Here is a 26,361-nt window from a genome sequence, read left to right as displayed (position 1 = left end):
TTTCTACCTCCTAATAATATCGTGATAAATTTCTAGCGCTTCTCTTTCAGCAAAAAAGCGACTCAGCTGTTTTTCCGATTGCACAATTTTATGAATATCCGTGATGACACCACGAACAAGTTTTCGATCACTTTTGGCGATACACATCAATAGGACGTATTGAACTTTCCTTTGATCCCAAATAATCGGCTGCTTCAGTGTGACGATCGCAATTTTTGACTGTAAGACATTTTGCGGCGCGGCATGTGGAATAGCTACTCCTGTTGCTAGCGCGGTCTCACCAATTGCCTCACGATCAAAAACTTCTTTACGAAACTCCGCTGTGACTATTTTTTGTTTCTCTAATTGATCAATCATCCAGTGCAAACAAGTCTGCTTGTCGGAGAAACACTTTTGGGTGTGAATAAATGCCTGATCGATTACTTCTTTCAAAAATGGGAACTCTATAATTTCGGTTTCATCCGGTTCCTCTGAATAAAATAAATTTGAGTAAAGTGAAGTAATATTGATGATATCCTCTTGCGTAACCAGCGTTGACACTTGTATAACTGGCTTATTCAGTTCCTTGAGCTTGATTGATGTAATGATCAAATCTACGTTATCTAGATTTTTCTTATAGAGCTTATCAACTGTGGTGACTTCTGCAATGTCCTGCGCTGGTAAAATGCGTTTAATTTTATTAAAGATCAATTCGGAAGTTCCTATACCGTTTGGACAAACAATCAAAATCTTTTTTCCGTTTTGACTCTTTTCTAGTGAAACTTGAAAATACATTGCCACCAGAGCCACTTCTTCATCATTAAATTGCACACCTAATTTTTCTTCCACATTCGCTAGCGCATACCAAGTAGCACTGAATGTAATTGCGTACTGATTCCTGATTTCCTCTACTAAGGGATTTGTAATCACGATACCCATTTTCAAGCGATAGATCATGGGGATAAAATGACTCGTAAAGCGTTCTGCTAATTGATGATCCGCTAAAAAATCAACCTGCATGATCTCACTCATACTTTTTAAAATTTTATGGATCGTCACAGCATACTTTTCGTAGCTTTCTGGTTCTTTTGTGGTAGGCTTCACCCCATAACCGACTAGTTGACGATTTATGTAAGAAATATCGTCTTCGTTATAATCAAGTGCCGTTTTCTTCGCAATATTAACCAATAACTCATTCGCAATCAAATACGTATCGATCATTTTGATTTGATCAAATAGAAATTCTTTTTCTTCGATATGCTTTTGCTTACTTAAGCGGAAACAGAATACCAACAAACGAATGAGTAACGATTTCAGATAATGAGCCGAGAAATAAAATTCTGTTTGATTCTTCATAATTTCTAACTGAGCAAATACTGCCTTAACTATTTTTTGGGGAAATACTTGAAACAAAATCTCCTGCGTTGCTTTATAAAACAAATCCTCAGTATCGACTCCATGGGAATCCAGGTAATCTTCGCAAAAACGAAAAATACCGTTTTGAATCTCTTCTTCGCTGCCGGTAACGTTCGTTCCGCGCTTTGAAGCGATAAGGTTGATACAATACCGCTCAATCGTTTTCTCTAAATCACTTGCAATCGAGCTTGGACTCACATGAAATTGTTGAGCAAGCTTCTGTTGGGTCACTGTTTCATCATCGATCAAAAGACGCTTAGCGATTTGCCATTGCCGCTCCTGTGTTTCAACAGTTCCTTCGTTTGCCTTGTCTTTGATTTTTTCCAAAAGCTGCATTTTGTTCGAAATGGTTCCTTGTAATTGAATCCCCACTCGCGGCTTTTTTTCTAAAATCAGTGGTTCCTTTGTTAAAAAGACCTGAATCTTTTCCAAATCAGAATAAATGGTTCGACTTGATTTTCCTAATTTCTCGGAATAAAAAGCCACTGGCAAATAGTTTTCATTCTGTACAAGCAAATGGATTAATTTTTTCTGTCGTTGATTCAATCCCTTCATTTTTATTCCTCCAATTGTAAGCGCTTATCAATCTAACAAAAAGATAGCACAGGGTTTTTCTATTGTATAACACATACACGTTACACATTAATGTTGAAATCGATTCGTTTACTCCCTTACAATTAAAAGAACGAATACCATTTTTATGAAAAAGCTAGCAATGACGCACTTCTATGCACGTAGAAAAAAGGTTGTAACTTAAGAATGGAAAATTTAGGACAGGTGAAATCTTAAATCAATCTGCACATATGTGCAAAGAAAAAAAGCTTTGCCAAAATCATTTGGCAAAGCTTTTGCTATTCATCTAAAGGATTTTCCGGTTCCTCTTCTGCTTTTTGTAAGAGGACCTCTCGTGGTTTACTACCAGTTGAAGGACCGATAACTCCACGTTCTTCTAGTTCATCTACAATACGAGCCGCTCGATTATACCCAATACGAAAACGTCGTTGCAGCAAGGAAATGCTGGCTGTCTGCATCTCGACTACTAATGCTTTGGCCTCTTCATATAAATCGTCCTGCGGTGTATCTGACGGTGACGAAGAGGTTTCTTCTGTTGGCATCATTTTTTCTTCATAATGGGCTTCCTGTTGATCAGAAACGAACTCTACTACTCGTTCTACTTCGTGATCAGAGATGAACGCTCCTTGGACACGGATCGGTTTATTTTCACCCATTGGGAGGAATAGCATATCTCCGCGACCGAGAAGTTTTTCAGCTCCGTTACTATCAATAATCGTCCGAGAGTCTGTACCACTAGATACAGCAAAGGCGATTCGTGATGGCACATTGGCTTTAATGATCCCGGTAATAACGTCAACACTTGGACGTTGGGTGGCAAGAATCATATGGATTCCTGCCGCACGAGCCATTTGAGCTAAACGAGTGATGGCATCTTCGACTTCATTACTTGCCACCATCATTAAGTCAGCCAACTCATCCACGATAACTACGATGAAAGGTAAGATTGGACGATTTTGTCCATCTTCCAAATTTTTCTGGATCACTAATTCATTGAAGCCGGAAATATTCCGTACGCCCGTTGCCGCAAATTTTTCGTATCGTTCTTCCATTTCCTGAACAACCTTTTGTAAGGCTTGTGCCGCTTTTCGTGGGTTGGTTACCACAGGGGTCAGTAAATGTGGAATACCATTATAGACATTCAGCTCCACCATTTTCGGGTCGATCATCATTAATTTGACTTCATTCGGTTTTGCCCGCATCAGGATACTGGTGATGATCCCATTGATAGAAACGGACTTCCCACTACCAGTTGATCCTGCTACTAATAAGTGAGGCATTTTAGACAAGTCGGCGGTTTGAACCATCCCTGAAATATCTCGACCTAACGGTACTTCCAGTAGTTTATCGGGATGATTTGGTTGGGCTTCAATAATGTCTCGGAAGGAAACCATACTGATCGTGCTATTTGGTACTTCGATACCGATCAATGATTTCCCTGGAATCGGTGCTTCCATCCGTACATCCTTCGCCGCCAATGCCAAAGCAATATCATCGGTTAGATTAACGATTTTGCTGACCTTCACACCAACAGCAGGCTGTACTTCAAATTTCGTAACGGATGGGCCTAAGCTGGCTTTGACAACTTTTGCATCCACACCAAAGCTGTTGAAGGTTTTTTCCAGCACTTTGATATTTTGTTCGATTTTCTTGTATTCATCACTTTGGTCTGCCGCTGGAATTGAATCGAGCAGTGTTGAAGGTGGTAATTGATAATCATGATCTTCAGGTTCTGCGCTGATCTCGAATTCTAAATCACCGGGATCATCCAGCTCTTCTTCCTCAAACTCTGTTCTTTTAGTTGAAGCTGATGGAGCGGTTGATGCCAGAGGCTCCAAATTCTCTTGGAAGCCTTCGATTGGCACCAAAGTCATTTGCTCAGGCTCTTTCTCCAGACGCTCTTGGCTTTCTTTCGCCAGCTGTTCACCTGGTGTCAAAGAGCGGACTTTATTTTTTTCACGCTCGGCTTGTTCTGCTTCCTTCTTAGCCTTTTCGGCAGCTTGTTTTTCCGCTTTCGCTTGTGCTCTCTGAGCTTGCCGTTCTTCCTTTTTAGCCGCTTTTTGGGCTTTTTTCTCGTCTGATTCAGAGAATTTCTCCCGCACAGTATCAACAAGGTGAGCCAAATAATCGGTTACTTGGTTAAATTCTAAGAGACTGAATAAGAAAACACCAAGAATCAATAGTAAAACAGCGATCAAATAACTACCGACTTGCGACACTAAAAAGTGCGTCAAATTATAAAGTGCCGCTCCAAGCATCCCGCCGCCAACATTTTGGGTGATTTGATTTCCTAAAAAGTCGACCATCAAAAGATCCCAAGTCGTCTTCAAAATATTAGGATCTTGGCTCTCCACTTTCATAAACAAACGGGCATGGAGAATCAATAAAATCCCTAAATAGAAAACACCAATACCGATCCAACGTCGTGGTTTGGTTATCCGCAGCTTGGTGTTCTTCGCTACAAGCAACGCTCCGTAAAAGCCTAATAGCAATGCTAGAAACTGATAGGTATTGCCGCCAATCAAGCGTAATACATTCGCGATTAAATTTCCTAAGAACCCTAATTTAAATATGGCAAAGACTGTGAATAAAATAAATAAAAGCCCAAGTCCAATGATCAGGCGCTGTTCTTGTAGTTGTTTTTGCTTTTTCGTTTTTCTTTTTTTCTTTGTACGCTTTTTTTGCGCCATGTTATCCCTCTTTCCATTCTGTACCATTATACAAAAAAAAGAAGGCGAACAAAAGTTTTGCTCGCCTTTTCTTTTTGGTTAATTAAAATTTAAGGGGACGTTCTGATTACTCTTTTGGTAAAGACCATTCTTCACCAAACCACTTCTTAGAGATTTCAGCATATTTGCCGTTGTCTTGCAGTTCTTTGAAGGCACTGTTGATTTTGCTTACTAATTCCTTATCGCCTTTACGTGCGCCAACTGCAAAGTTTTCATTCTTGAAACCAACGCTGAAGATGTTGTAGTCATCTAATTTATTCGCCTTCTTCAAGTAGTAATCCGCATAAACCTTATCAATCAACACTCCGTCGATCCGGCCATTTTCCAAATCAATCATTGCTTCATTGAAGCTAGCATACAAGGTTGCATCGTTTTCCTTAACGATGTCCTTCAAGGTTTTTGTCTCATTGTTAAAGGCTTCATAGCCAGAAGAACCTTCTTGAGCACCTAAGACTTTGTCTTTCATATCTGCAGCTTTAGTGATCCCGCTGTCTTTTTTTGTAACCAAGACTTGTTCGTTTTGCGCATAAGGATCAGAGAAAAGCACTTTCTTTTCTCGCGATTTCGTAACAGTATAGCCATTCCAGATTAAATCAATCGTACCGTTGTCCAATTCATTTTCCTTCATTGACCAATCAATTGGTTGAAAATCCGCTTTGATATCATATTGATCAAAAACCGCTTTGGCTAAATCAATATCAAAACCAACGATTTTTCCATCTTCATCCTTGAAGCCCATTGGTACAAACGTATCATCTAAACCAATCGTTACCTTTTTATCCTTCTCAATGGTTTTCCAGCTGTCGTCACCGCTGGCTTCTTTCTTTCCACACGCGGCTAAACTTACTAAAGTCAAGACAGCTACCATTCCCAAAACCAATTTTTTCAATTTCATATTAACTCCTCCTAATGTCGTTTTTTATTTGATAGGTTCTACCTTCAATACCTTGTCACCAATTTCCTCAGCAAAATCTAAATCATGGGTTACAACGATCTGAGTCACACCGTCTGCTTTTAATTCTAAAATCAAGCTCGCTACTTGCTGGCGCAACGCAGGATCTAATGCACTTGTTGGTTCATCGTATGCCAATACCTTAGGGTTCATCGCCATCGCCCGAGCAATCGCCAAACGTTGCTTCTGTCCGCCAGACAACTGGTAAGGATAATTGTTTAATAATTCTTCGATATCCAATAATTTCGCTAAGTGGTTCGCCTTATCGGTATACGTTTCTTTGTCCTGTTTTAAAACTAACCGAGGACCGATCGTGATATTATCCATCACACTCAAATGCGGAAATAATTGGAAATCTTGGAAAACCACGCCAACGACCTGCTCCTGTTGTTTCGAAGAAGTTGGATCAAAGGGATCTCCATCTAATAAAAACGTCCCGCTGTCAGCCGTTTCTAATCCAGCCAAGGTTCTTAGTAGCGTTGTTTTACCTCCCCCAGATGGACCAACGATCGCTAAAATTTGTCCATCCGGAATGACTAAGTCCAAATTATTGATCACTTTTTTACTGCCAAAGGATTTGTTTACATTTTTCAATTCAATCATTTTTTTCCACCTGCCTAACGATAATAATTCAAACGATTTTCTAGCTGTTTCAAGATAACTGAGGTCACACCGGTCAGCGCTAAGTAAATGATTGCTACACCGAATAACGGAAGTAAGGTAGTGTCACGCTCCATCGCAATTTTCCCGGCACGCATCACGTCTGATAAGCCTAGAATATACACAAGTGAAGTATCCTTAACCAGATTGATCACTTCATTCCCTACAGAAGGTAAAACAATTTTTACGACCTGAGGAATAATGATTCGCGTGATCGTTTGAACCGACGTTAACCCGATCACCTTTGATGCTTCATATTGTCCAACAGGAATTGATTGAATCCCACCGCGGAAGATTTCTGCGTAATATGCGGCATAGTTCAATACGAAGGCGAACAGTGCCGCGTCAAAACGATCAAAAATAATTCCAACTAACGGCAATCCATAAAAGACAAAAATCAATTGTAATAGCAAAGGAGTTCCTCGCATGATCCAAACATAAAAACGTAAGATCCATTGTAGTGGTTTAAACTTGCTTGCTAGCCCGAAGGATAATAAAATCCCCAGCGGCAATGAGCCCAGTATCGTAAAAGCAAATAATTTCAGTGTTGTCGTTGCCCCTTGTAATAATTGCGGCATGACGTCGATCAAATAATTCATCCCAATATCCCTCCATTTTTTCGAAAGTTGCACGGCCTTTCGAATCTTTCTCAAAAAACAACTAACGCCCTCTGGTATCTCTACCAGAGGGCGTTGAATACGCGGTTCCACCTCATCTTTGTTCCTTTCTCGCAAAAAGAACCTCTACAGGTCAGCATTCTCAGCAGGTGAAAATAAAAAAAGTCCTTTAGTCGCTAGGACTAAAGGACGTAATTACGTGGTTCCACCTTTTTTCATCGCCGTCTCACAACAAGCGATCTCAACTGGTCAATCTGACCTCTGCTATAACGGGCGCTCCCGGACCAGCCTACTAGATTCAACTGATCGACTCAAAGATGTGGTTCACAAAACATTGCTGTCTCTTCTCACCTACCAGAGACTCTCTGAGAACAAATGAACTGCTACTCTTCTTTTCATTGTCGTTTGATTAAGTTGAGTCATACTTTACACGCCTTTTCAGGGTTTGTCAATAACGAACCTTCATCTTTTTATCATCCGTCTCAAATTTAGTTTTTAGGAACAAACTGAAACTTCGCCCACGGCTTCAAGAAATCCAGCATAATCAGTTCTTCATGCGGAATCCTGCCGACTAAATTTTTTCGTGAATCGCTATGAGGTTCTAGGACGATCTGCAATTCATTTTTGTATTTGCCGAATTCATCATTACCAACTACGACATCACCCACCTGAAATTCTTGGGTATTATCATGAACTGGATTTGCGACATCTGCGTATTTCACCCGAACCATGGTTGAACGAACAGCGGTAGAAGTAATATCCCCACGACGGAAATGTTTTGGATCAGCGACGATCTTACGCTCGATCTCCGTTGCTTCTGGTACAAATTCGATCCCTAAGCTTACTTTGTAACGATCCACAGCCGCTACTTTTTCTAGTTCCTCATCTGATGCATAGGCATTTCCAATAATCACGGTATCAATCAGCCCTGTCGCGAACATATGACGCGCCTGCAAATCAATTGGTAAATGGCGATGCATCTCCAAAGTTGGCAACCCATCATTCACATCCCACGGACCATATTCTGCCTCATGGCTGGTAACAAATGCCGCTGTTTTAATGCCATGACCCTTGAAGCGCTCACTGCAGCTAATGAAGAAATCATATGGCAATGCCGAACCCTCTTGAGGATAAAAATTGTGACAGCCATAAATAAATGGTTCATTGGCTTCGTAAGACAAAATATTATCAAGATAAGCCACATTGTTACTCATGTTCAATTCGATTGCCAAGCCTTCAGGATTGAAGCTCAACATCGCTTCTTTGTTGCCATCAAAGCCTTCATCTAAACGAATCCCTTCAGCACCAAGCTCCGCGAAGAAGCTTAAATCATCGTATGAAATGCCTAAATCATCGAAAATTGATGGGGCAATATCCAAGACTGTTTCAAAGCCAAGATCCTTCGCGTAATGAATGATGCTGCCGAATTTCTCGCTGACCTTTTCTTTGCCTTCAGTCACTTCCAGCATGCTCATAAAAATCCGCGTATAGCCAAGCTCAGCTGCTTTCTTGATATAATCACGATCCGCCTGAGGATCACTATGATCGGGATAGACTGAAATACCTAGTTCACGTTTCACTAATTTTTCCCTCCTCGGTTAATCTTCTAAACCATTTCTTTCGGTTACTTCTTTGAACCAATAACCGGATTTCTTAACTGTTTTAATTTGTGTATGAATATTGTTTGAAATGAAACCATAGCGGTTCTTGTATGAGTTCAACCAAGACCAGCAATCAATTGGCGTCCACATATGGTAACCAAAGCAATTGGAACCTTCTTCGATCCCTTTATGCAGCCATTCCAAATGTTCCTGCACAAAATCAATCCGATAATCATCTTCGATCATGCCATCAGCATTTTTGAAGCGCTCCTCGTTCGAAACACCCATACCATTTTCAGATACGTACCACGGAATGTTTTTATAATTTTCTTTGATGTTCACTGCGATATCATAAAGCGCTTTTGGATAAATTTCCCACCCGCGATCTAGGTTCACACGGCGACCTGGCATATCATACGCATCATAATAACGGTCTGGCATCCATTCACCCACCGAATTCGGCGCCACATCAGGAGCCTTCACGCGATTTGGATGGTAGAAGTTCACACCCAAGAAATCGACCGTATTGTTTTTCAAAATTTCTTTTTCTTCTTCGGTAGTTTCCCATAGAACTTTATCGTTCGTTAATAGCTCTTCCAATTCAGCTGGAAAATGTCCATAAATCGCTGGTTCTAGGAACATTTTGTTGTTCCACAGTTCAGCAATCCGCGCTGCTTCCTGATCTTCCGGTGCATCAGAGGCCGCATACGTAGGCGTAAGATTTAAAATTGTTCCGATCTGCGCTCCATCGATGTTCAGTTTGCGAAATGCTTGAATGGCTTTGGCAGAGGCCAAATTTAAATTGTAAGCAACTTGCACCGCTTTTTTTCCATCAACGATATTAGGATAATGAAATTGGAATAAGTATTCACCCTCCACTACCACCATCGGTTCATTATGAGTGGTCCAGAATTTTACCCGATCGCCAAACAGTTCAAAACATTTTTCTGCAAAACCAACATATAGATCGACCACTTTTTTCGATTCCCAGCCGCCATATTTATCAAACAATTCTACTGGTAAATCAAAATGGTGCAGATTCATGACTGGAGTCATTCCTTCAGCAAGCATCGCATCAATCACATTATTGTAAAAGTCCACAGCATCCTGATTGACTGTATTCGTTTCTAGATCATCAATCAGACGACTCCATTGAATACTTGTCCGTAAACTATTCATACCGATAGAACGCATCATTTGGATATCTTCTTTGTAGCTGTTATAAAAGTTGGAAGCGACGTCTGGTCCAACATGATTGTGGAATTTTTCGGGTTCGATCTCGAAGTGATAATCGAAGACATTGGCATGTTTTTTGTTAAAGCGTCCTTCACTTTGTGGGCCAGATGTTGCAGCCCCCCACCAAAAATTCTTTGGGAAAGTTTTCATTGTAGATCTACCTCATTCTAAAAATTAGTTGTTTTGCAATATTAAAAGGGGTGGAATCCAGTGATCCGCACCCCCTTTGAATAAATTATTGTGCTTCTGCTACTTTTTTAAGCTCTTGTCTTGTTGCTAATGATACAAATGGTACGTACATAACGATAGAGATAACTAAGTTAACAGCAGCTAAAATTGCACCTGAGAAGCTTTGAGTTGCCAAGAATCCGCCAATGATTGGTGGTGTTACCCATGGTGGCATAACTGTTGCTGCCGGTACCCAGCCAAAGCTGGTTGCAAAGTACGCTGTTGACACACAAACCATTGGTGTCAAAATGAATGGAATAAACATAATTGGGTTCAATACCAATGGTAGACCGAACATCAATGGTTCATTAATGTTGAAAATACCAGGAGCAGCAGCCAAATTGTTTACAACCATAAATGGTTTGTTCTTACGTCCAACTAAATAGATAGCAATGATTAGACCAATCGTTACCCCAGTACCACCCATGTTTACGAATGAATCGATGAATGGTTTATTAACGATATAAGGAGCAGCTTTTCCAGCTGAAAGAGCAGCATTGTTTGCTTCAATTGCAGGTGCGTTGATTGCTTGCATGAATGGGTCAATCATGTTGGCACCATGTAGTCCAAAGAACCATAAGAATGGTGTGATGAAGGCAATCAATAATGCTGAACCGTATGAGTTAGCCAAGCCCATGAATGGTTCTTGAACCAATGCATAGAATTCAGCGAACATATCTTCCACACCAAATCCGGCAATAATCGCTGCGATCAAACCAAAGATTGAAACAGTGATCATGGCTGGGAATAAAGATGCGAATGAACGAGCAACTGCTGGTGGCACGCCTTCTGGCATTTTAACGACTAATTTTTCATTACCAACTAAACGAGTGAAGATTTCTGCAACTACGATACCGACGATCAATGCTACGAACAAACCAGAAGAGTTCATTCCGCTAGTTGCCGCTCCTAAAGTGAAGAAAGAAGCAACGGATACTACACCAGTACCGATTGGATCTTTACCATAGTGATGAGCTAAGTTATAAGCTACTAGAAAAGCGATGAAAACTGATAGAACACCAAAAGTTCCGTTCCAAACAGCTCCACCAAAGCCTGTCCAAGAATCTCCGCCGAAAATACCGCTCATGAAGTTTTGGAAGGCTGGAATTGGCAAGTTGTTCAACATTACCGCTAAAGCCCCTAAAATCATTAACGGCATGGTTACTGTAAAGGCATCCCGAATTGCGATCAAATGACGTTGATTACCGATCTTTGATGCATGTGGGATAAAGTGTTTCTCCATAAAATTGATAAATTTATCCATTTTTGTATTTCCCCCTATTTAAAAATAATCATAAAAACTTTGTCGACCTTTTGGAAAAATTTCAGCCGTGAACCCTTTCGCAGCTGTGACTTTACCAAGAAAGATCCCTTCAGCTAAAGTCAATTCTCCCAGTAATAATTCGCTCCACCCATGAATGGACGCTTTGATGTCGCCTGCTTCTTGTACTTTTTGACAAGTCCCCTGGCTGACTAGCCAGCTACCAACATTCCAAGGACATTCCTTATCTTCAGTTACTTCTAAAATAATTTCTTTTTGGTTTATTGGAAGTTTCGGTAATAATTGCTTAATGTCGATAATTCGACTCATCATATAAGGTTCTAGAGTAATTTTAAGCTGCTCTTGTTCACGAAAACATTTTTCAATCAGTTCATGGACAGGTGCATAATAAAGAAATTCTTCAAATGATGAGACATGGGATTTTAAGTACGTTAATAATTTTCGCAGTGCGAGTTCGTTTTCATAAGCAAGCTCGTCTACTACCAGTGTGCTGCCTTGCATTCGATAAATAATGTACCCCTTCGCTTCACCAGCATCATCGTAAGCAACGGCATAAAAACGGTGTGGATAATAATGATCTAGTCGTTCCCACCACCAGTCTTCACGTACCACTGTTCCGACTTGTTGTTGCATCAATAAGCGCTGATAAATCGATTGGATCACCAGCTTCATCTGCTGCCAGGTTCCGCGTTTAACATTCCCCCTTCGTTCACTTGGCAAATAATTAAAGGCTAGTGCTGGAATGCGATAGATTTTTCTACGGCTAGTCGGCTCGTATCCAAATTGACGATAAAAACCTTCAGAAAATGGAGCAAGCTGAGAAACCGCCACACCTTGTTCATAAAGATCCGCCAAGAGTTCGGGCATGATATTGCTGACGCCACCTTGACCTCGATATTCTGGATAACTGCCGACATAACCAACACCGGCCATTTTAACTCTTTCATCAAAAAGTTGGATTTCAAAATGATTCGCCATGACTAAACTTGTCAATTCACCTTCGTGATACATGCCATAACTATCAGCATGTTCATAACGTGATAAGAAAAGCGGATCATCGATGATTGGTTGTTGTTTCCTAAAAGCGTATTCAATTAAACCTGTGATCGCTTTCAACGATTCATGATCACGAGCTAATTTCACGGGATCACTTCCTATTCGTTACCCAAACGTTTGTATAAATCTACGACTTCTTTTGCCATGTCGTTAAAAGTAATACTAGTCATTAAATGATCTTGACTATGAACAGCCAAAAGTGTCACGGTCATTGGATTTCCACTAGCTTCTTCAGTCAACAGCCCTGTTTGAGAATGATGTGCTTCTACTAAGGCTTGATCGGCTGCCTCAAGCTTTTCCTGTGCCAAAGCAAAGTTCCCCTCTTTAGCTGCTTGAATCGCTTCCATTGCATCGCTTTTCGCGTTGCCGGCGTTGATGATCAAGCCCATTACTGCTTCTAATTGTTCCTGACTCATTGTTTCGCTCATTTGCTTAGCTCCCCTTTAATTTCTTACTTCATTAGGCTCAATGCAGTACCTAAAACAGCCTCGCCATTCATCATGCCGTAATCCTTCATATCAATAACGTCAACTGGGATACCTTTATCGGCTAATTTTGTTTCAAATTGGCTCTTCATAAAACGAACTTGTGGGCCTAATAGTAAAACATCTACTGGTTTGCTGGCATCTTCTAATTTTGCATCCGCTTCCGAAGCTGAAACTGCGAAAATATCTGATTCTAATCCTTGAGCTTCAGCGGCTTTTTCCATTTTTGTAACTAATAAACTAGTGCTCATTCCTGCTGCACAAACTAACATAATTCTTTTCATATCTGACACTCCCTAATTTTTTTATTGTACACTTTATATAAAGCAATTCGCGTGCCAACTTTTTCGCTGCACAGAAGGCGTGGTGATAAGGTTTTCATCTTACACACAAAAAAACTAGGATTACACACTGTGCAATCCTAGTTCGATTCGGTTATCTTCAAGCGTCTTAACGATGTAAGCGATGTCGTCTTCTGTAAAACGGACACCGAATTGTTTTTCAATCAATGATAGGTTAGCAGCCGTTTGATTAAACCGCAAACGATGCTGCTGATGGAAATATTTTACATTCTCAAATAGCGGACGTTCCTCGCCTTTTTTGATCTTATCTACTAAAAAGGCAATATGAACACTTAAAGCCTGCATCGCTGTGTTCTCAATAATCAATTCCTGATCTTTACGGATCAGCTGCAATACATCATCGATTAATAAGAACAAAGTTTTGACATCTAACTCTGGCGAAAAGTTCTTAGTTAATGAATCGACCATTTCTGGCAGTGTGATTGTACTTCCCAATAAATCTTGAAACTCCAAGATCTTATCGCGTTTGAAGAGATTCATTGCTGGAATAAATGGAATCTTTTGGTAATGGATCTCCATCGTACCAACGATCGCTACGATATCCTTATGTGTAATCAATTGATCGATTCGATGCTTGAAGCTTTCTCGTTCTAAGGATTGCATTTGAATGATCTCAAATTCCTCCAGATTGACGATTTGCGAAACGACCTCATTTAACCGCTTAGAGACACCTTCACCAGTAAAGCAGGCGACGATAATCACTTTCTTTTCATCCTTTTGGGTAGGTTCTTCCAGGCGAACCATTGTCTGGAACATGGAGATAACACTTGTATAAATTTCTTCTAACGAACGACCGAGTGTCGCTAACCGCAAACTTTCCAGTACCAGCATCGTGCTTGCCATTGAAATTACCCGTGTGCGAATCCCCATTTCATGGAAAATCAGATTTCCGAAGTTATTCGGCGAACCCATATCCGTCAGTAAAATGATTCCTTCTGAAAATTCCTCTTGTTTGCCTTGAATATAATTTTTAATCTGACCATACATGGCTTCTGTTCGTAAAGTCAGCGGCATATTGAAGGCAATACCATTAGTGGTTCCCAACAGCTCCTGCACCGTCTCCAGCATGCTGGAAGCTGTTGATTTTCCATGCATGACCACCAATACAGCTACTTGCCGTTCGTCGACCTTCTGAACCTCTTGATTATCCATGGTCAAGAACATCGTGATAAAACCGATCTCATCCAATGGAATCATAATATTGTAGGCTTCCTCGATACGATTTGAAATTTCAATCGCCAGCTGGAACTCTTTCGAATAATTGCGGCGGATGCCATTCAAATTTGGATGTGAAATAAATTGATTGCCGCGAATCCGCTCGATCGTTGAATTGATATGCAGAGCAAAAGCAAAGCGAACCTTCTCATCGTATTCCCGGTTCATCTGTACTGACGCAAAATCATAAAGATCATTTACCAGCTTCCATAGCTCATCCGAAATGATTTCCCGATAAGCGTTGCTGTGAGAAAGCTCTTCGACATAGGTTTCAAAGTATTGATCAACATCATCGGAAATCAATTCTTCCAAATCAATCTCAGATAGATTCTCACGACCAAGTTTTTCCAATTTATAAGTAATTGAATGATAAACTTCCATGTCCTTATTTGGGTCTTGTCCCCAAACAACTTCTTCAGTCCCTGGCTTCAAAGTCAAATAAAGATTTCGTTTATCCATGAAGGGCATTAACTTGTCTTGAACCTCATTCATGCGCAGCAAGCCTTTTTGTACGACCAACGGCAAGTCTTCTTCTACGATCATCAATTTTTCTGATTCGCTATTGGTTTGATGGTGAAGAAAGGCTTTGGCGCAGACTAATTTTAAGTCACGTTTTAGCTGACCGATATTTCCCTCTGCATTATATAGAAGAAACGCTAACAGACTACGCTTATCAATCGCAATCTCCTGCATCAGACGATTCGCTTCCTGCTGAAGAAACTCTTTGATGATTGCTAAGCGTTCATCTAAAGAGCGCTCTGCTAAAGAGGGCAACTCAATCTGCATTGGGATACGTCGGTTAAACGTTGACAAGAACATTGAACTCGTTTCTGTGGTTGCTCCAATAATCTGTACTGAGGCTTGTTTTTCTTCTCCGTCTCCCAATGAACGGAAAGTACCCTTATCAATAAAAGTAAAAAGCATCTCTTGTCCTTCTGGAGGCAAGCGATGAATTTCATCCAGGAATAAAATACCCCCATCCGCTTGTTCCATCAGCCCTACTCTCGTTTCTTCTGCGCCAGTGAAGGCTCCTCGCTTCACACCAAAAATGTGACCGTAAAGCAGCTGCGGATTTTGCGCATAATCAGCACAGTTAAAGGTAATGAATGGCGCACTTTCATCTAGTACCTTAGCTGAAACAGCAAAACGATACATACATTCCGCAAACATGGTCTTCCCCGTCCCAGTCTCGCCAAAAATAATCGTATGCAATCCCCGGGGCGGGTATAAAATAGCCGCTTTTGATTTTTGAATCTGACTCTTTAAGGAATCCTCGCGACCTATTAAATTATCAAAATTAATATGTTTCTCTGTAGAGACTGTAGCAATTTGGAATTTCACTGGGCGTCCGTCGATTTTTTTGACTGTTCCGTCTTTAGTTAGTTCATTTAAATAGCGGCTGACATTTGTCCGGTCGACCCCCATTTGATCTGCCAATTCTTGTGCCGTCTGTTCGTTAGGATTTGCTCTCAATGCTTCTAGTACTTCATCTTTTCTTGATTTCAAAAAAATCCCTCCCGAAAGTGGTATAAACCATTTATATTGTAAACCTTTTCTTTTTGAATATCTACTAATTATTTTTGAAAAAAAATAGTTCTCTCTAACGAAATGAATCGGTAATTTTATCTAATTCCTGTGCGATTTCCTTTTCAGAAATATCATTCATTAAGTAATGCTCCATCAAACCAACAATTCCATGAGCAAAGAAAACACTCGTCAACTGAGATTGATCGGTCAGCTGCTCCATTAAATAATTGATTTGAAACTGAGCGAAGAACCCTTGCTTATCGGCACTGAAAAGTCGCTGCAGATGATCACGATGTTTTGTGACATACTCAAAGGTCTTCTCCAATTTCTGTTGATTGCTTGCCGCTTCATTTCGATCACAATAATTGAATAATTCCTGCATCTCATCAGCAATACTTTTCTCTAGCAGGTCATCCTTATCAATAAAATGAAGGTAGAAGGTGCCACGATTAATATCAGCCTCCTGGCAAATCTGGCTGACTGATATTTCTTCATAGCTTTTTTTCATTAAAAGCTGATAGAAAACTGCTGTGATTGCGTTTTGGGTCTTGCGTTTTCGTCGATCCATCATTATACTCCAATCATTTATTGTTTTCTGTTCAATTATCAACACATAGGACTCTTTGTTGATTGAAACTTCTGTATAGCCATCTTATTATAGTGTACACAAGTTGATTAATCAACACCTGTTGATTTTGGAAGGAATGAAGATATGAAAATACTCGTTTACGGTGCAGGCATTCAAGGAAGCTATCTCGCCCACTCGCTTATTAAAGGAAACAATCAGGTCACACTCTTAGCACGAGGCAAAAGAAAAAAGGAGTTACTAACCAATGGATTAATATTGCACCATTCCCTTCAACGTAAGCAAACGAAGGACACAGTGCAGGTAATCGAAACGCTTCAGCCGCTGGATCATTATGATTTGATTTTTGTTACGATGAAGTATAGCGATTTTCCGACAATCATTGAACCGTTGGCCAAAAATTGCAGCTCAACGATTCTTTTCATTGGCAATCAGATTGACGCCGCAGGATTAGAAAAAGAGTTACAGCAAAAAAGCAAACAACCAAAAAACATTTACTTCGGCTTTCAGCTGACTGGCGGAATGAATACTGACAATGGAATCACCGTGCTGCGTTTTGGAAAAGGGCAAATGAAAGTCGGCTCGTTACACACTGATTTCAAACTTACACAAACTTTGGATGAAGCCTTTAATGGAACAAATTATGCTTGGAGCTATGAAGCAAAGATGGATGATTGGCTAAAAAGCCATGCGACGATGGTCATGGTCCAAAATTCGTTTGAGTACCTTTACGATTTTTCCGCTGCAACTATTCGAAAGAAAGCGGATCTATCAACACTTGCCCATGCGTTAAAAGAAAGCGTGGAACTTTTAGCAGCAAATGGCAGGGAAATCCTACCTAAAGCACAAAATAATTTGTTTCAACGTCCTGCTCTTGCCAAACTTTTTTACTCACTCTATTACCGTCTGCCGATCAGCAAAATGGTGCAGGGAAATTTCAAAGAAGTTTATGAATTGATAGCCGCTTTTGAACATTATCAGATTAGGACTAGTCCGCAGCTTGACTCGGTACTGCAGGCAGCAAAAGATAAATACGAAAAAAGCCAAGGACAAATATCCTCAGCTTCATAAATGAGTAAAGCCGCCAAGATCATTAACTTGGCGGCTTGCATTTAGTCTTGGTCTTTCATTGCTGCTTTTAGTGCCGCAGCTAATGGACTTTCTTGCGGTTCTTCCTGATCATTGATCTTCTTCAACAAACGACGTTCTTCGTGCTTCGTCATTTTCTTTGAGCGTTCCTTCTTATCTAGCATCTTCTCTGTCGTGCCGTCATATTTACAACGGAAGTAAGAGCCGTTCTTCCCATCAATAATCTCCATTTTACGATGACATTGCGGGCAGCGATGATTGGAGACTTTTGGATCTTTACGGCGACGATAATTACACTCTGGATTAGTACAAATGTAAATTTTTCCATCGCGGGTATTCTTTTCTCGTAATGGTGAACCACATTCTGGGCACTTCTTCGCCGTAATGGAGAAATCCTGATACTTTTTATCACTGTGTTTGACTTCACTGACTAGCTTCTTCGTATCCGCTTCGATTTCTTGCAGGAATTGCTTACTGCTGTATTTCCCGTTGGCGATCGCTTCTAGTTGAGTTTCCCATTTCTCCGTCAGCTCTGGAGTTACTAGAGATGGATTCACTAACTCAAGCAATTGCTTTCCTTTTGGTGAAACCACTAATCCCGTGTTGGTTCGTTCCATCAACTCTGATTTGATCAACTTTTCGATGATCTCTGCTCGAGTCGCTGGTGTTCCCAAGCTGTGCTTTTCCATCTGACCCAATAGCGTGCCTTCATTCAAAGGTTTCGGCGGTGTTGTCAAGGCTTTTTCAATCGTAAAGTTCGGCACGACCTTCATGCCTTCTGTCCATTGAATGGCTTTTTTTGCTTCTTCTGCCGGTTTCCAGCCAGCCACTAAAACCTTGCTTTGACGGAAGGTGAAGGTTTCTTTTTGGAAAGTTACCGTTACCTTTTGCTGGGTCTCCTTATGGGCATCCGCAAATAATCCTAAGAATCGCGTCACGATCATATTGTAGATTCGTTGTTCGTCAGTAGATAGTTTTTCAAAACGTGGACGCTGTTCCGTTGGGATCAAGGCATGATGATCTGTCACTTTGCTATCTTGGAAGACACGTTTTTGCTTCACTTGTGCCCCATTTTTAATGTAGGTTTTAACCTCGGGCGCAAAATCACTAACTGCTTGCAACCGTTCCTTCATCGTCGCCTTCATATCATTGGTTAGATATTTGCTGTCCGTCCGCGGATAGGTCACGATCTTATGCGTCTCATATAAACTTTGAACCAGAGATAAAGTTTTCTTCGCTGAAAATTGATAGCGGGCATTGGCTTCCCGCTGAATTTCAGTTAGATCATAAGGTAATGGTGCGGGTTCTGTTTTTTCTTTTTCCGTAATGTCAGTCACTGTTCCTTTTTGCTGTGACAGCTCTTTGACTAGTTTTTCCGCAGCTTCACGTTCCGTGATGCCATAGGGATTCTTTTGATTGAGTTTCGCTTTCTGACCGTCGACTTCTAACGAAATGACAAAATAGTTTTGCGGACGGAATTTTTCAATTTTCTTTTCTTGTGTACGAACCATGGCAAGCGTTGGCGTTTGTACCCGACCGGCGGATAAACTATCTTCGTATTTAACCGTTAGTGCGCGAGTAACATTTAACCCTACGAGCCAGTCTGCCTTGGCGCGAGCCAAAGCAGAGTAGTACAAGTTGTCATACTCTTTAGCTGGTTTTAGATTTTTGAAGCCATCCTTGATCGCTTTAGTCGTTTGCGAGGAAATCCATAGCCGCTTAACAGGCTTCTCGAATCTTACATACTCTAAGATCCAACGAGCAACCAGCTCACCTTCACGGCCAGCATCTGTAGCTATGACCGCCTCTGAGATATCTTTTCGTTTCGCCAGCTGTTGAATCGACTTCAGTTGTCCACGCGTCTTTGGCAGTGGTTTGATCCCAATATATTTAGGAATCATCGGCAGTGTTTCCATCTGCCAGCTTTGCCATTCCTTATTCAAATCCTCGGGCATTTTTAAGCTCAATAAATGACCAAGGGCCCAAGTCACAATAACGTTGGGTCCTTCAAAATAATTTTTATTCTTTTGATTAGCGTTAAGCACCTTGCTCAAGTCTCTTGCAACGCTTGGCTTTTCCGCTATAATTAGCTGTTTCATAAAATTCCTTTCTGCTGTCAACCGTCAACGGCTGCTCGTCTTTTAATAACGCAAGACCCCAATACTGCTGCAAATAATCATCACACTCTTCACACCAGCGTTCGTCTTGGTCTTTCCAAAATGCACTTAAAAAATTATGTTTCGCATTACTATATGTATTGGTTTTTTGGAGCTCACTCCAACGATGTTCATAATATGCTACAGCCGCGTCAAAATCTTCAAAAGTCGCGGTCTCTTGAATATCATCTTGCCATTCTTCAAAGAACCACCAAGGTTCATTATCTCCATACATTGTTATTACTTGATACATCCCGCTACCCTTCTTTCCATCTCAATCATAAGTATCATGAAATAAAAATTCAAGAAAAATGTTTCCAACCGATACAGGATCTTAAAAAAGTCCACTCTCTACGCTTCCTTTTCAGAAAAATATTGCTTTTTTCTTAATTCTATCGTAACACAAAGCGGTAGGATTTTACATGGTCCCTAAGAGAGTTATAATGAAAAACGGTTTCGTCTGTTCAGTTTTTCGCTGTTGTCAGTTTATTTTCTATTTTAAATGGAACAGATTGATAAACTGGACAACTTGTGAAAATCTTTTGAATTTTTACATCAGAAAAATTCATACTATAATTCTTAGTAAACAACACGTTTCATAAAATTGAAAGAAGGCATTTTTAGTTTGAGTAAAATCAAAAATTCATTATTTCAACCCCGACCCACTTGGCAAAAGAATTTGATTGTTTTATGGTTTGGCACATTTATGGCTGGCATCGGTTTTAGCTTGGTCATGCCGTTTATGTCCTTGTACATAGACTCATTAGGAAGCTACAGTAACCAGCAATTAAACTTTTGGAGCGGGATTACTTTTTCTTCAACGTTTTTGGTCACTGCGATTGTTTCACCTTTATGGGGGCGTTTGGCTGACCAAAAAGGACGCAAGTTGATGCTGCTGCGTGCTTCTCTTGGAATGGCAATCGTCATTAGTTTGATGGGACTGGTTGGAAATGTTTATCAGCTGATTGGTTTGCGCTTACTTCAAGGGGTCTTTTCTGGTTATATCAGTAACGCAACTGCCTTAGTCGCAACTGGAACTCCACGAGAAAAAAGTGGACAAGTACTCGGCACTTTAGCAACTGGTGCTGTTACCGGAAACTTACTCGGTCCATTAGTTGGCGGTGTCACTGCCTCAATTTTCGGTTATCGTTTAACCTTCTTTATCACCGGCAGTATTCTATTTTTAGTCTTCTTGCTTAGTCTCTTTTTTGTTCATGAAGAATTTACTCCCGTTGAGAAAAAGGACATGCTTCCTGCAAAAGAAATCTTTCATAGTTTGAAATATCCGCATGTCGTGATCGGTATGTTCATTACCACCCTGATCATTCAAGCGTCAAATAATTCGATCAGTCCAATTATTAGTCTTTATATTAGACAATTGATGCATAATCATGGCAATGTTACGCTAGTCAGCGGGATTATCGCTTCAATTCCAGGGATCGCAACCTTGATCGCAGCCCCTCGCTTTGGTCGACTAGGTGATAAAATCGGAAGTGAAAAGATTCTAGGGATCGGTTTGATTTTTGCGATGCTGGTCTTCTTACCTATGTCAATCGTTACAAATGTCTGGCAGTTAGCTTTTCTGCGCTTCTTAGTCGGGATTTCTGATGCCTGTCTATTACCCGCGGTCCAAGCTCTAATTACAAAATATTCACCACAGGAAGCTGCTGGAAGAATTTTCAGTTACAATCAATCCTTTCAAGCAGCCGGGAATGTCGTTGGGCCAATGATCGGCTCCAGTGTTTCTTCAATCTTTGGTTATCGCGGGGTCTTTATTTCGACCTCAGCACTTGTGTTGACCAACTTTCTATTGGTACATCGTAATACAAAAGAAATCAGCGATAAGCTGCGTCAAAGTCAGCAAACGCATTAATTTCCAAGACTTATTGATGGCAACTTTTTAAGTAGTTTTCTATACTAAGAAAGAATATGAATGAAAGAAGTGAACAACATGCTTGAGGGACAATTAAAATTTCTCGATTTTTTCCTTAACAACACAATTGAAGGTAAAGAAGAGGAAGCAAAGGAAATCTTGGTCAAAAGCTTTGCGGATCAAGAGACTAATGCACTAAGCTTGGAAGAATTTAAACAGCTCCAAGAAAAACTTTTTCCTTTGATCAAACCTGAAAAACTGAATGAAGTCAAAGTTGCAATGGCACATTTCGCTCAAAGCCTTGCTTAATAAAAAGCAGTCACCGTCAAAATATCGACGATGACTGCTTTTTATTAAGCTTCAAGTTCTGAATAGACCTGCAAATTAGGAAAGAACAAGTCCTTGTTCTTCACAACGATCAACCCGGCAATGCTAATGATAATGACTGTCTGAATACAGCTTGTCCACTCGGTCATTTGCGTGGATGTTTGCATGAAATTTAAAAAGATATGAAAAACGATCAATGCCATTGTACTGCGATTGCTTTTTACATAGAGCCAATTCAAAATGATCCCCAATGGAATGATACTTGCAAAATAATTCAACGCAAACCAAACATTTTCTTGCAGTAATAGATTCATTGAATAGTTTTTTACAAACATCAAAGGCAAATGCCAGAACGACCATAAGCAACCAAATATTAAAGAACCTGTCAGTAAGCTGAACCGATTTAATAACGCATCAACCCCATAGCCGCGCCAACCGATTTCTTCCAAAATCGGCGCAATCACCATCACCAACAATACCGGAATCGAACCTGCAGAGAATTTGAAGTCTTCAGAGAGCTGCAATTGATCAAGCGAGCCGCCAAATAAGATCGAAATGAAGATGGCTAATACTACTGATGAACCCATGATCAAGCATATCTTAACCAATGGTGCCAGATTAACTTTCTTCACATCAAACAACCGTTGGAAAAAGTCCTTTCTGATTTGACGATTCTTCGGCATAGCGATAAAAGCGGTGGTAACCAAAACGGGTGCGAATAATCCTGGGATCAAAAAGATCGAATAGAAATCCGGATCTGGATGGTTATAGCTTAGATAAGCTGCAATCAACCAACTCCCCCACGTAATCAAAAACACCCAACCAAAAAATTTCCCCGGGTTATAGCCATCTACTTTATTATTCATCATTTTTACTTCCTCCTATTTTCGTGTCATCTATTAACTGACTTTAGTATAGAAGGAAAAATGAGCTCTTTTGACAAATTGTAACGTTTGACCCTTTTTCTTGTAACAACTGGTTCTTAGCTAGACTCCCAGATCGATAATTCCAATCGAAAAGACTTCTCTTTGGCTTCATAGAGCATATCTCCATGATATTTATCGGTAATCGTCTGAATACTTTTTACTCCAAAGCCATGTTCTAAGGCTTTTTTCTTTTGCGTTTTAAAATCCGTAACTTGTTCAGCTGTGGCATTTTCAATCTCTAGTACCAACATATGGTTAAAGTAGATTAACTTCAAATCAATCCAGCGATCAGCTGGGCATCGTTGACATGCCTCAATCGCATTATCCACTGCGTTACCAATTAGCGCACCCAAATCACGCAGCTCAAAATTCATTTCAGTCGGTACCTTTACTTCAACAGTCATTTGGATGTCACTTTCGATAGCGCGTTGGTATTTGTTACTAAGTAACTGGTTAATTCCACTATTTTGAGTAAACTGATAGGCTTCCTCTTTGATCACTTCTTCCAATAACTGTTCAATCTCTGATTCCGAATGCGCAGCATCCGTCACTAAGGTCAGCAACTGATTTTTTAAATCATGACGAAGCGCACGAATTTTTGTTTGATGATTCTCCATCTGCTGATAGTATTCTTCCCGGTGAGCGAACTCCTGAACTAAGAAAAGATTCTCGTAATTTTCTTTTTCCAACTTCTGATGGATTTCAAGAATAATAAAGTGAACCAAATTGATCACTGCAAATAGTAAAACGACTAGAAAAAAGCGAGCATCATCATCCTGTGTTTTTTGTTCAACAAAGACCGGATAAATAATAAAAAAGAGACTAGTCATAAAGGGAATTATAACCTGTAACAAGTAAAAACTATTTTTTCCTTGAAGAGCTAATGGAGCTTTGCGCTTTGCTCGTAATAGAAAAACCGCGATCAATTGGAAAAATTGACTGGCAAACGTCCCACCATAGGCATAGGACAATTGTTTTGAATCGAAATAATTTACACCAAACAATCCGTCAATGATCAAATAGACTAGAAAATCAAATAGCAGGAGAATCATCATTGAAAGAAAAATCAGCAAAAACTTCGTTGCCGGTCTTCCTTCAAAAAAGAAATAACCAATACTATACATCAAGAACACATAGGTAAGGACATTAACCAGCATGTAAAATGAGCCAAATGACAGATACATCGGACTGATATTTCTGATTAAGTAAGCTATTATCACCGTAAATATTGCCAAACTCCCTCTTAATTTATTCTGTTTCCAGTATTCCAGAGAACGAGCAGTTAAATAGCAGGAAAAGAAGACACTAACGATAAAAATGTCATTGACTGATTTGATAAGTTCGAACAGTCCGGAAAGATTCATATTTTGGTCCTCATCATCACATAATTACGATAGGCGCTTTGAAAGGATTTGTGAAACTTTTTCGTGATCGCGATCTCTCGTCCGGATTGCATGACGATTGTTTCACCGCTTTTCGTTTGCACATAATCCATGTTGATCACAAAGGAGTGATGTATTTGAGTGAAAAGTTGCGGTGATACTTTATCAATAACCTCCTTCATCGTTCCATAGTATTCATGCTCATCTCCATTTTTCAAATGAAGGATTATTTTCCGCTTCATGCTCTCAAAGTATTCTACATTCCCTAAATAAACTGTATGAACTTTCTTCTGAATCGTAAATTGAAGAATCATTTTTCGCAAAGAAAGCTGTTCCATCGCTTTTGTCAAAACCTGTTTGACCTTTAATTCATCGATCGGCTTAATTAAATAATGAAAGGCGTTGACCTCAAACGCCTCCGGCATCCATTCCACATGACTTGTAATAAAAATAATAATCGCTTCTTGATCCTTTTCTCGAATAAAGCGCGCCACCTCAAAACCATCCAACACTTCCATTTCTACATCAAGTAAATAGATTTGAAAAACATCTGCTTCTTTCTTTAAATGGTCTAGCAAGGATTCACCGGATAAAAATGCTTCGTAGTTGAACTGGTTTGGATCATTTTCAAAAAAAGCAAACAGCAGTTTTTCGATCTGACCAACTATTTTTGGATTATCATCACAGACAGCTATATTCATGACTCCCTCCATCTTACCTTGATTAAAAGCCTTTTATTAAGTATCATGCATCTATTTCCAATAAACAAGAACTATAACAAAAAAAACTGCCGCCACCTTTATAAAAAGTGGTTGCAGTTTTACTGATTAAATATATTGTAATTCTTTTGTTTCTTGATAAGCATGATCGATCAATCCGCCACCGAGACATTCCATGCCGTCGTAGAATACGACCGCTTGTCCTGGAGTGATTGCACGAACAGGATCATCAAAGATTACTTCTGCACGATCGTCATCCAATAAACGAACCGTTACTGGTACGTCTTGCTGACGGTAACGGAATTTCGCTGTGCATTTGAATTCCTTTGGTCGATCTTCATTCGTTGTGAAGTGAATTTCACTGGCATCCAAGCTTGTCGCATATAGAGCTTCATGATGGAAGCCTTGACCAACATATAATGTATTGGTAGATAAATCTTTACCAACAACAAACCACGGATCGTTGGTTTTTCCGCCGCCGCCGATACCTAAACCTTGACGTTGGCCGATTGTGTAGTACATCAATCCATCGTGTGTGCCTTTTTCTTCTCCATCTAGCGTGACCATCTTGCCTTTTTTCGCTGGCAAGTAATTGCTTAAGAATTGTTTGAAATTCTTTTCACCGATAAAGCAAACACCGGTTGAATCTTTTTTCTTGGCAGTGGCTAGGCCAGCCCGTTCAGCGATTGCGCGAACTTCTGGTTTTTGCATACCGCCTAAAGGAAACATAGTCTTTGCTAGTTGTTCTTGCGAAAGTTGACTCAAGAAATAGGTTTGATCCTTGTTGTTGTCCACACCACGCAGCATATGAACCACACCGTTTTCGTCTTTTTCGACTTGAGCGTAATGTCCGGTTGCCACATAATCCGCACCTAGTTCCATCGCGTAATCCAAGAAAGCTTTGAATTTGATTTCCTTGTTACACATGACATCTGGGTTTGGCGTGCGGCCTGCACGGTATTCCGCTAAGAAATATTCAAAGACTCGATCCCAATATTCCTTCTCAAAGTTGACAGAATAATAAGGAATCCCGATTTGGGCAGCGACTTTCGCCACGTCCTTATAATCTTCTGTCGCGGTACAAACACCATTTTCATCGGTGTCGTCCCAATTTTTCATAAAAATGCCGACTACATCATAGCCTTGCTCCTTTAACAACAAAGCAGTTACAGATGAATCGACGCCGCCGCTCATTCCCACGACGACTCTTGTGTTGCTGTTAGACACAGTATCACCATCATTTCAAAATAGATTTCCGAAAACTCTACGATTTGAAGGTCGCAACTTTTCAGTATGACGAATTATACAACATAAATCTTAAATTTTCGATAGATAATTCTTTAGAAAAATAATTATTTGCCCTTTTGTATTGTTTGTATTAATAT

Annotated in this window: 22 protein-coding genes and 1 other annotated feature; of the genes, 3 read left to right on the top strand and 19 right to left on the bottom strand. The window is 40.2% G+C overall.

Annotated elements, in window-relative coordinates; translation table 11 throughout:
• Positions 1-3: 3 nt before the first annotated feature.
• From KQI58_RS01075 to KQI58_RS01015, 13 genes are all read right to left on the bottom strand, one after another.
• On the bottom strand, positions 4-1,950 hold the full coding sequence (locus KQI58_RS01075) for a BglG family transcription antiterminator (protein ID WP_216405718.1): 1,947 nt from the start codon (positions 1,948-1,950) through the stop codon (positions 4-6).
• 296 nt (positions 1,951-2,246) lie between these two features.
• Positions 2,247-4,658: a DNA translocase FtsK gene (locus KQI58_RS01070; protein ID WP_216405717.1), complete on the bottom strand. Its 2,412-nt coding sequence runs from the start codon at positions 4,656-4,658 to the stop codon at positions 2,247-2,249.
• A 106-nt stretch (positions 4,659-4,764) separates the two neighbouring features.
• Positions 4,765-5,592 (bottom strand): amino acid ABC transporter substrate-binding protein, encoded by an 828-nt coding sequence (locus KQI58_RS01065; RefSeq protein ID WP_216405715.1) that lies wholly within the window; start codon positions 5,590-5,592, stop codon positions 4,765-4,767.
• 24 nt (positions 5,593-5,616) lie between these two features.
• Positions 5,617-6,252 (bottom strand): amino acid ABC transporter ATP-binding protein, encoded by a 636-nt coding sequence (locus KQI58_RS01060; protein ID WP_216405712.1) that lies wholly within the window; start codon positions 6,250-6,252, stop codon positions 5,617-5,619.
• Between the two features lie 14 nt (positions 6,253-6,266).
• Entirely contained in the window at positions 6,267-6,908 is a 642-nt protein-coding gene (locus tag KQI58_RS01055) for an amino acid ABC transporter permease (RefSeq protein ID WP_216405710.1), read from the bottom strand.
• A 200-nt stretch (positions 6,909-7,108) separates the two neighbouring features.
• Positions 7,109-7,334, bottom strand: a binding site (T-box leader).
• A gap of 80 nt (positions 7,335-7,414) precedes the next feature.
• The gene (locus KQI58_RS01050) at positions 7,415-8,506 is read right to left on the bottom strand and encodes a DUF871 domain-containing protein (protein WP_216405708.1); all 1,092 of its coding nucleotides are present in this window, start codon (positions 8,504-8,506) and stop codon (positions 7,415-7,417) included.
• An 18-nt stretch (positions 8,507-8,524) separates the two neighbouring features.
• Complete coding sequence (locus KQI58_RS01045) at positions 8,525-9,913, bottom strand: glycoside hydrolase family 1 protein (protein ID WP_216405707.1); 1,389 nt, start codon at positions 9,911-9,913, stop codon at positions 8,525-8,527.
• Between the two features lie 85 nt (positions 9,914-9,998).
• On the bottom strand, positions 9,999-11,255 hold the full coding sequence (locus tag KQI58_RS01040; RefSeq protein WP_137439774.1) for a PTS sugar transporter subunit IIC: 1,257 nt from the start codon (positions 11,253-11,255) through the stop codon (positions 9,999-10,001).
• 18 nt (positions 11,256-11,273) lie between these two features.
• Positions 11,274-12,416, bottom strand: coding sequence for a GNAT family N-acetyltransferase (locus KQI58_RS01035; protein ID WP_216405705.1), 1,143 nt, complete (start codon positions 12,414-12,416; stop codon positions 11,274-11,276).
• 11 nt (positions 12,417-12,427) lie between these two features.
• Entirely contained in the window at positions 12,428-12,757 is a 330-nt protein-coding gene (locus KQI58_RS01030; RefSeq protein WP_253295713.1) for a PTS lactose/cellobiose transporter subunit IIA, read from the bottom strand.
• Positions 12,758-12,780: 23 nt separating this feature from the next.
• Positions 12,781-13,098, bottom strand: coding sequence for a PTS sugar transporter subunit IIB (locus tag KQI58_RS01025; RefSeq protein ID WP_016181419.1), 318 nt, complete (start codon positions 13,096-13,098; stop codon positions 12,781-12,783).
• 120 nt (positions 13,099-13,218) lie between these two features.
• Entirely contained in the window at positions 13,219-15,897 is a 2,679-nt protein-coding gene (locus tag KQI58_RS01020) for a sigma 54-interacting transcriptional regulator (RefSeq protein ID WP_216405702.1), read from the bottom strand.
• Positions 15,898-15,991: 94 nt separating this feature from the next.
• Entirely contained in the window at positions 15,992-16,486 is a 495-nt protein-coding gene (locus KQI58_RS01015; RefSeq protein ID WP_216405700.1) for a TetR/AcrR family transcriptional regulator, read from the bottom strand.
• A gap of 144 nt (positions 16,487-16,630) precedes the next feature.
• On the opposite strand from KQI58_RS01015, the gene KQI58_RS01010 reads away from it, so the two are divergent.
• Entirely contained in the window at positions 16,631-17,575 is a 945-nt protein-coding gene (locus tag KQI58_RS01010) for a ketopantoate reductase family protein (protein ID WP_216405698.1), read from the top strand.
• 41 nt (positions 17,576-17,616) lie between these two features.
• On the opposite strand, the gene KQI58_RS01005 is transcribed toward KQI58_RS01010, so the two are convergent.
• Complete coding sequence (locus tag KQI58_RS01005; protein ID WP_216405696.1) at positions 17,617-19,692, bottom strand: DNA topoisomerase III; 2,076 nt, start codon at positions 19,690-19,692, stop codon at positions 17,617-17,619.
• On the bottom strand, positions 19,631-20,002 hold the full coding sequence (locus KQI58_RS01000) for a DUF1033 family protein (RefSeq protein WP_216405695.1): 372 nt from the start codon (positions 20,000-20,002) through the stop codon (positions 19,631-19,633). Before KQI58_RS01000 ends, KQI58_RS01005 begins: the two co-directional genes overlap by 62 nt.
• Before the next feature lie 372 nt (positions 20,003-20,374).
• Here KQI58_RS01000 and KQI58_RS00995 point away from each other — a divergent pair, with 372 nt between their 5' ends.
• Positions 20,375-21,622: a multidrug efflux MFS transporter gene (locus KQI58_RS00995; RefSeq protein WP_216405693.1), complete on the top strand. Its 1,248-nt coding sequence runs from the start codon at positions 20,375-20,377 to the stop codon at positions 21,620-21,622.
• Positions 21,623-21,682: 60 nt separating this feature from the next.
• Positions 21,683-21,931 (top strand): hypothetical protein, encoded by a 249-nt coding sequence (locus KQI58_RS00990; RefSeq protein ID WP_253295712.1) that lies wholly within the window; start codon positions 21,683-21,685, stop codon positions 21,929-21,931.
• Between the two features lie 44 nt (positions 21,932-21,975).
• Here KQI58_RS00990 and KQI58_RS00985 read toward each other — a convergent pair whose 3' ends face one another.
• The 4 genes from KQI58_RS00985 to mnmA form a co-directional block, all read right to left on the bottom strand.
• Entirely contained in the window at positions 21,976-22,818 is an 843-nt protein-coding gene (locus KQI58_RS00985; RefSeq protein WP_216405691.1) for a CPBP family intramembrane glutamic endopeptidase, read from the bottom strand.
• Between the two features lie 113 nt (positions 22,819-22,931).
• On the bottom strand, positions 22,932-24,239 hold the full coding sequence (locus tag KQI58_RS00980) for a sensor histidine kinase (protein ID WP_216405688.1): 1,308 nt from the start codon (positions 24,237-24,239) through the stop codon (positions 22,932-22,934).
• Positions 24,236-24,958 carry a LytR/AlgR family response regulator transcription factor gene (locus KQI58_RS00975; protein WP_216405686.1) on the bottom strand — a complete coding sequence of 241 codons (723 nt, stop codon included), beginning with the start codon at positions 24,956-24,958 and terminating at the stop codon, positions 24,236-24,238. Before KQI58_RS00975 ends, KQI58_RS00980 begins: the two co-directional genes overlap by 4 nt.
• 126 nt (positions 24,959-25,084) lie before the next feature.
• Positions 25,085-26,203 (bottom strand): tRNA 2-thiouridine(34) synthase MnmA, encoded by a 1,119-nt coding sequence (gene mnmA, locus KQI58_RS00970; protein WP_216405684.1) that lies wholly within the window; start codon positions 26,201-26,203, stop codon positions 25,085-25,087.
• Positions 26,204-26,361 lie beyond the last annotated feature (158 nt).

This window comes from Enterococcus raffinosus (assembly GCF_018917525.1).
In the GTDB taxonomy this organism is placed as follows: Bacteria; Bacillota; Bacilli; order Lactobacillales; family Enterococcaceae; genus Enterococcus_A; species Enterococcus_A raffinosus_A.
Note: the sequence above shows the minus strand (reverse complement) of the source record. Positions and strands in the feature narration are given on the sequence as shown.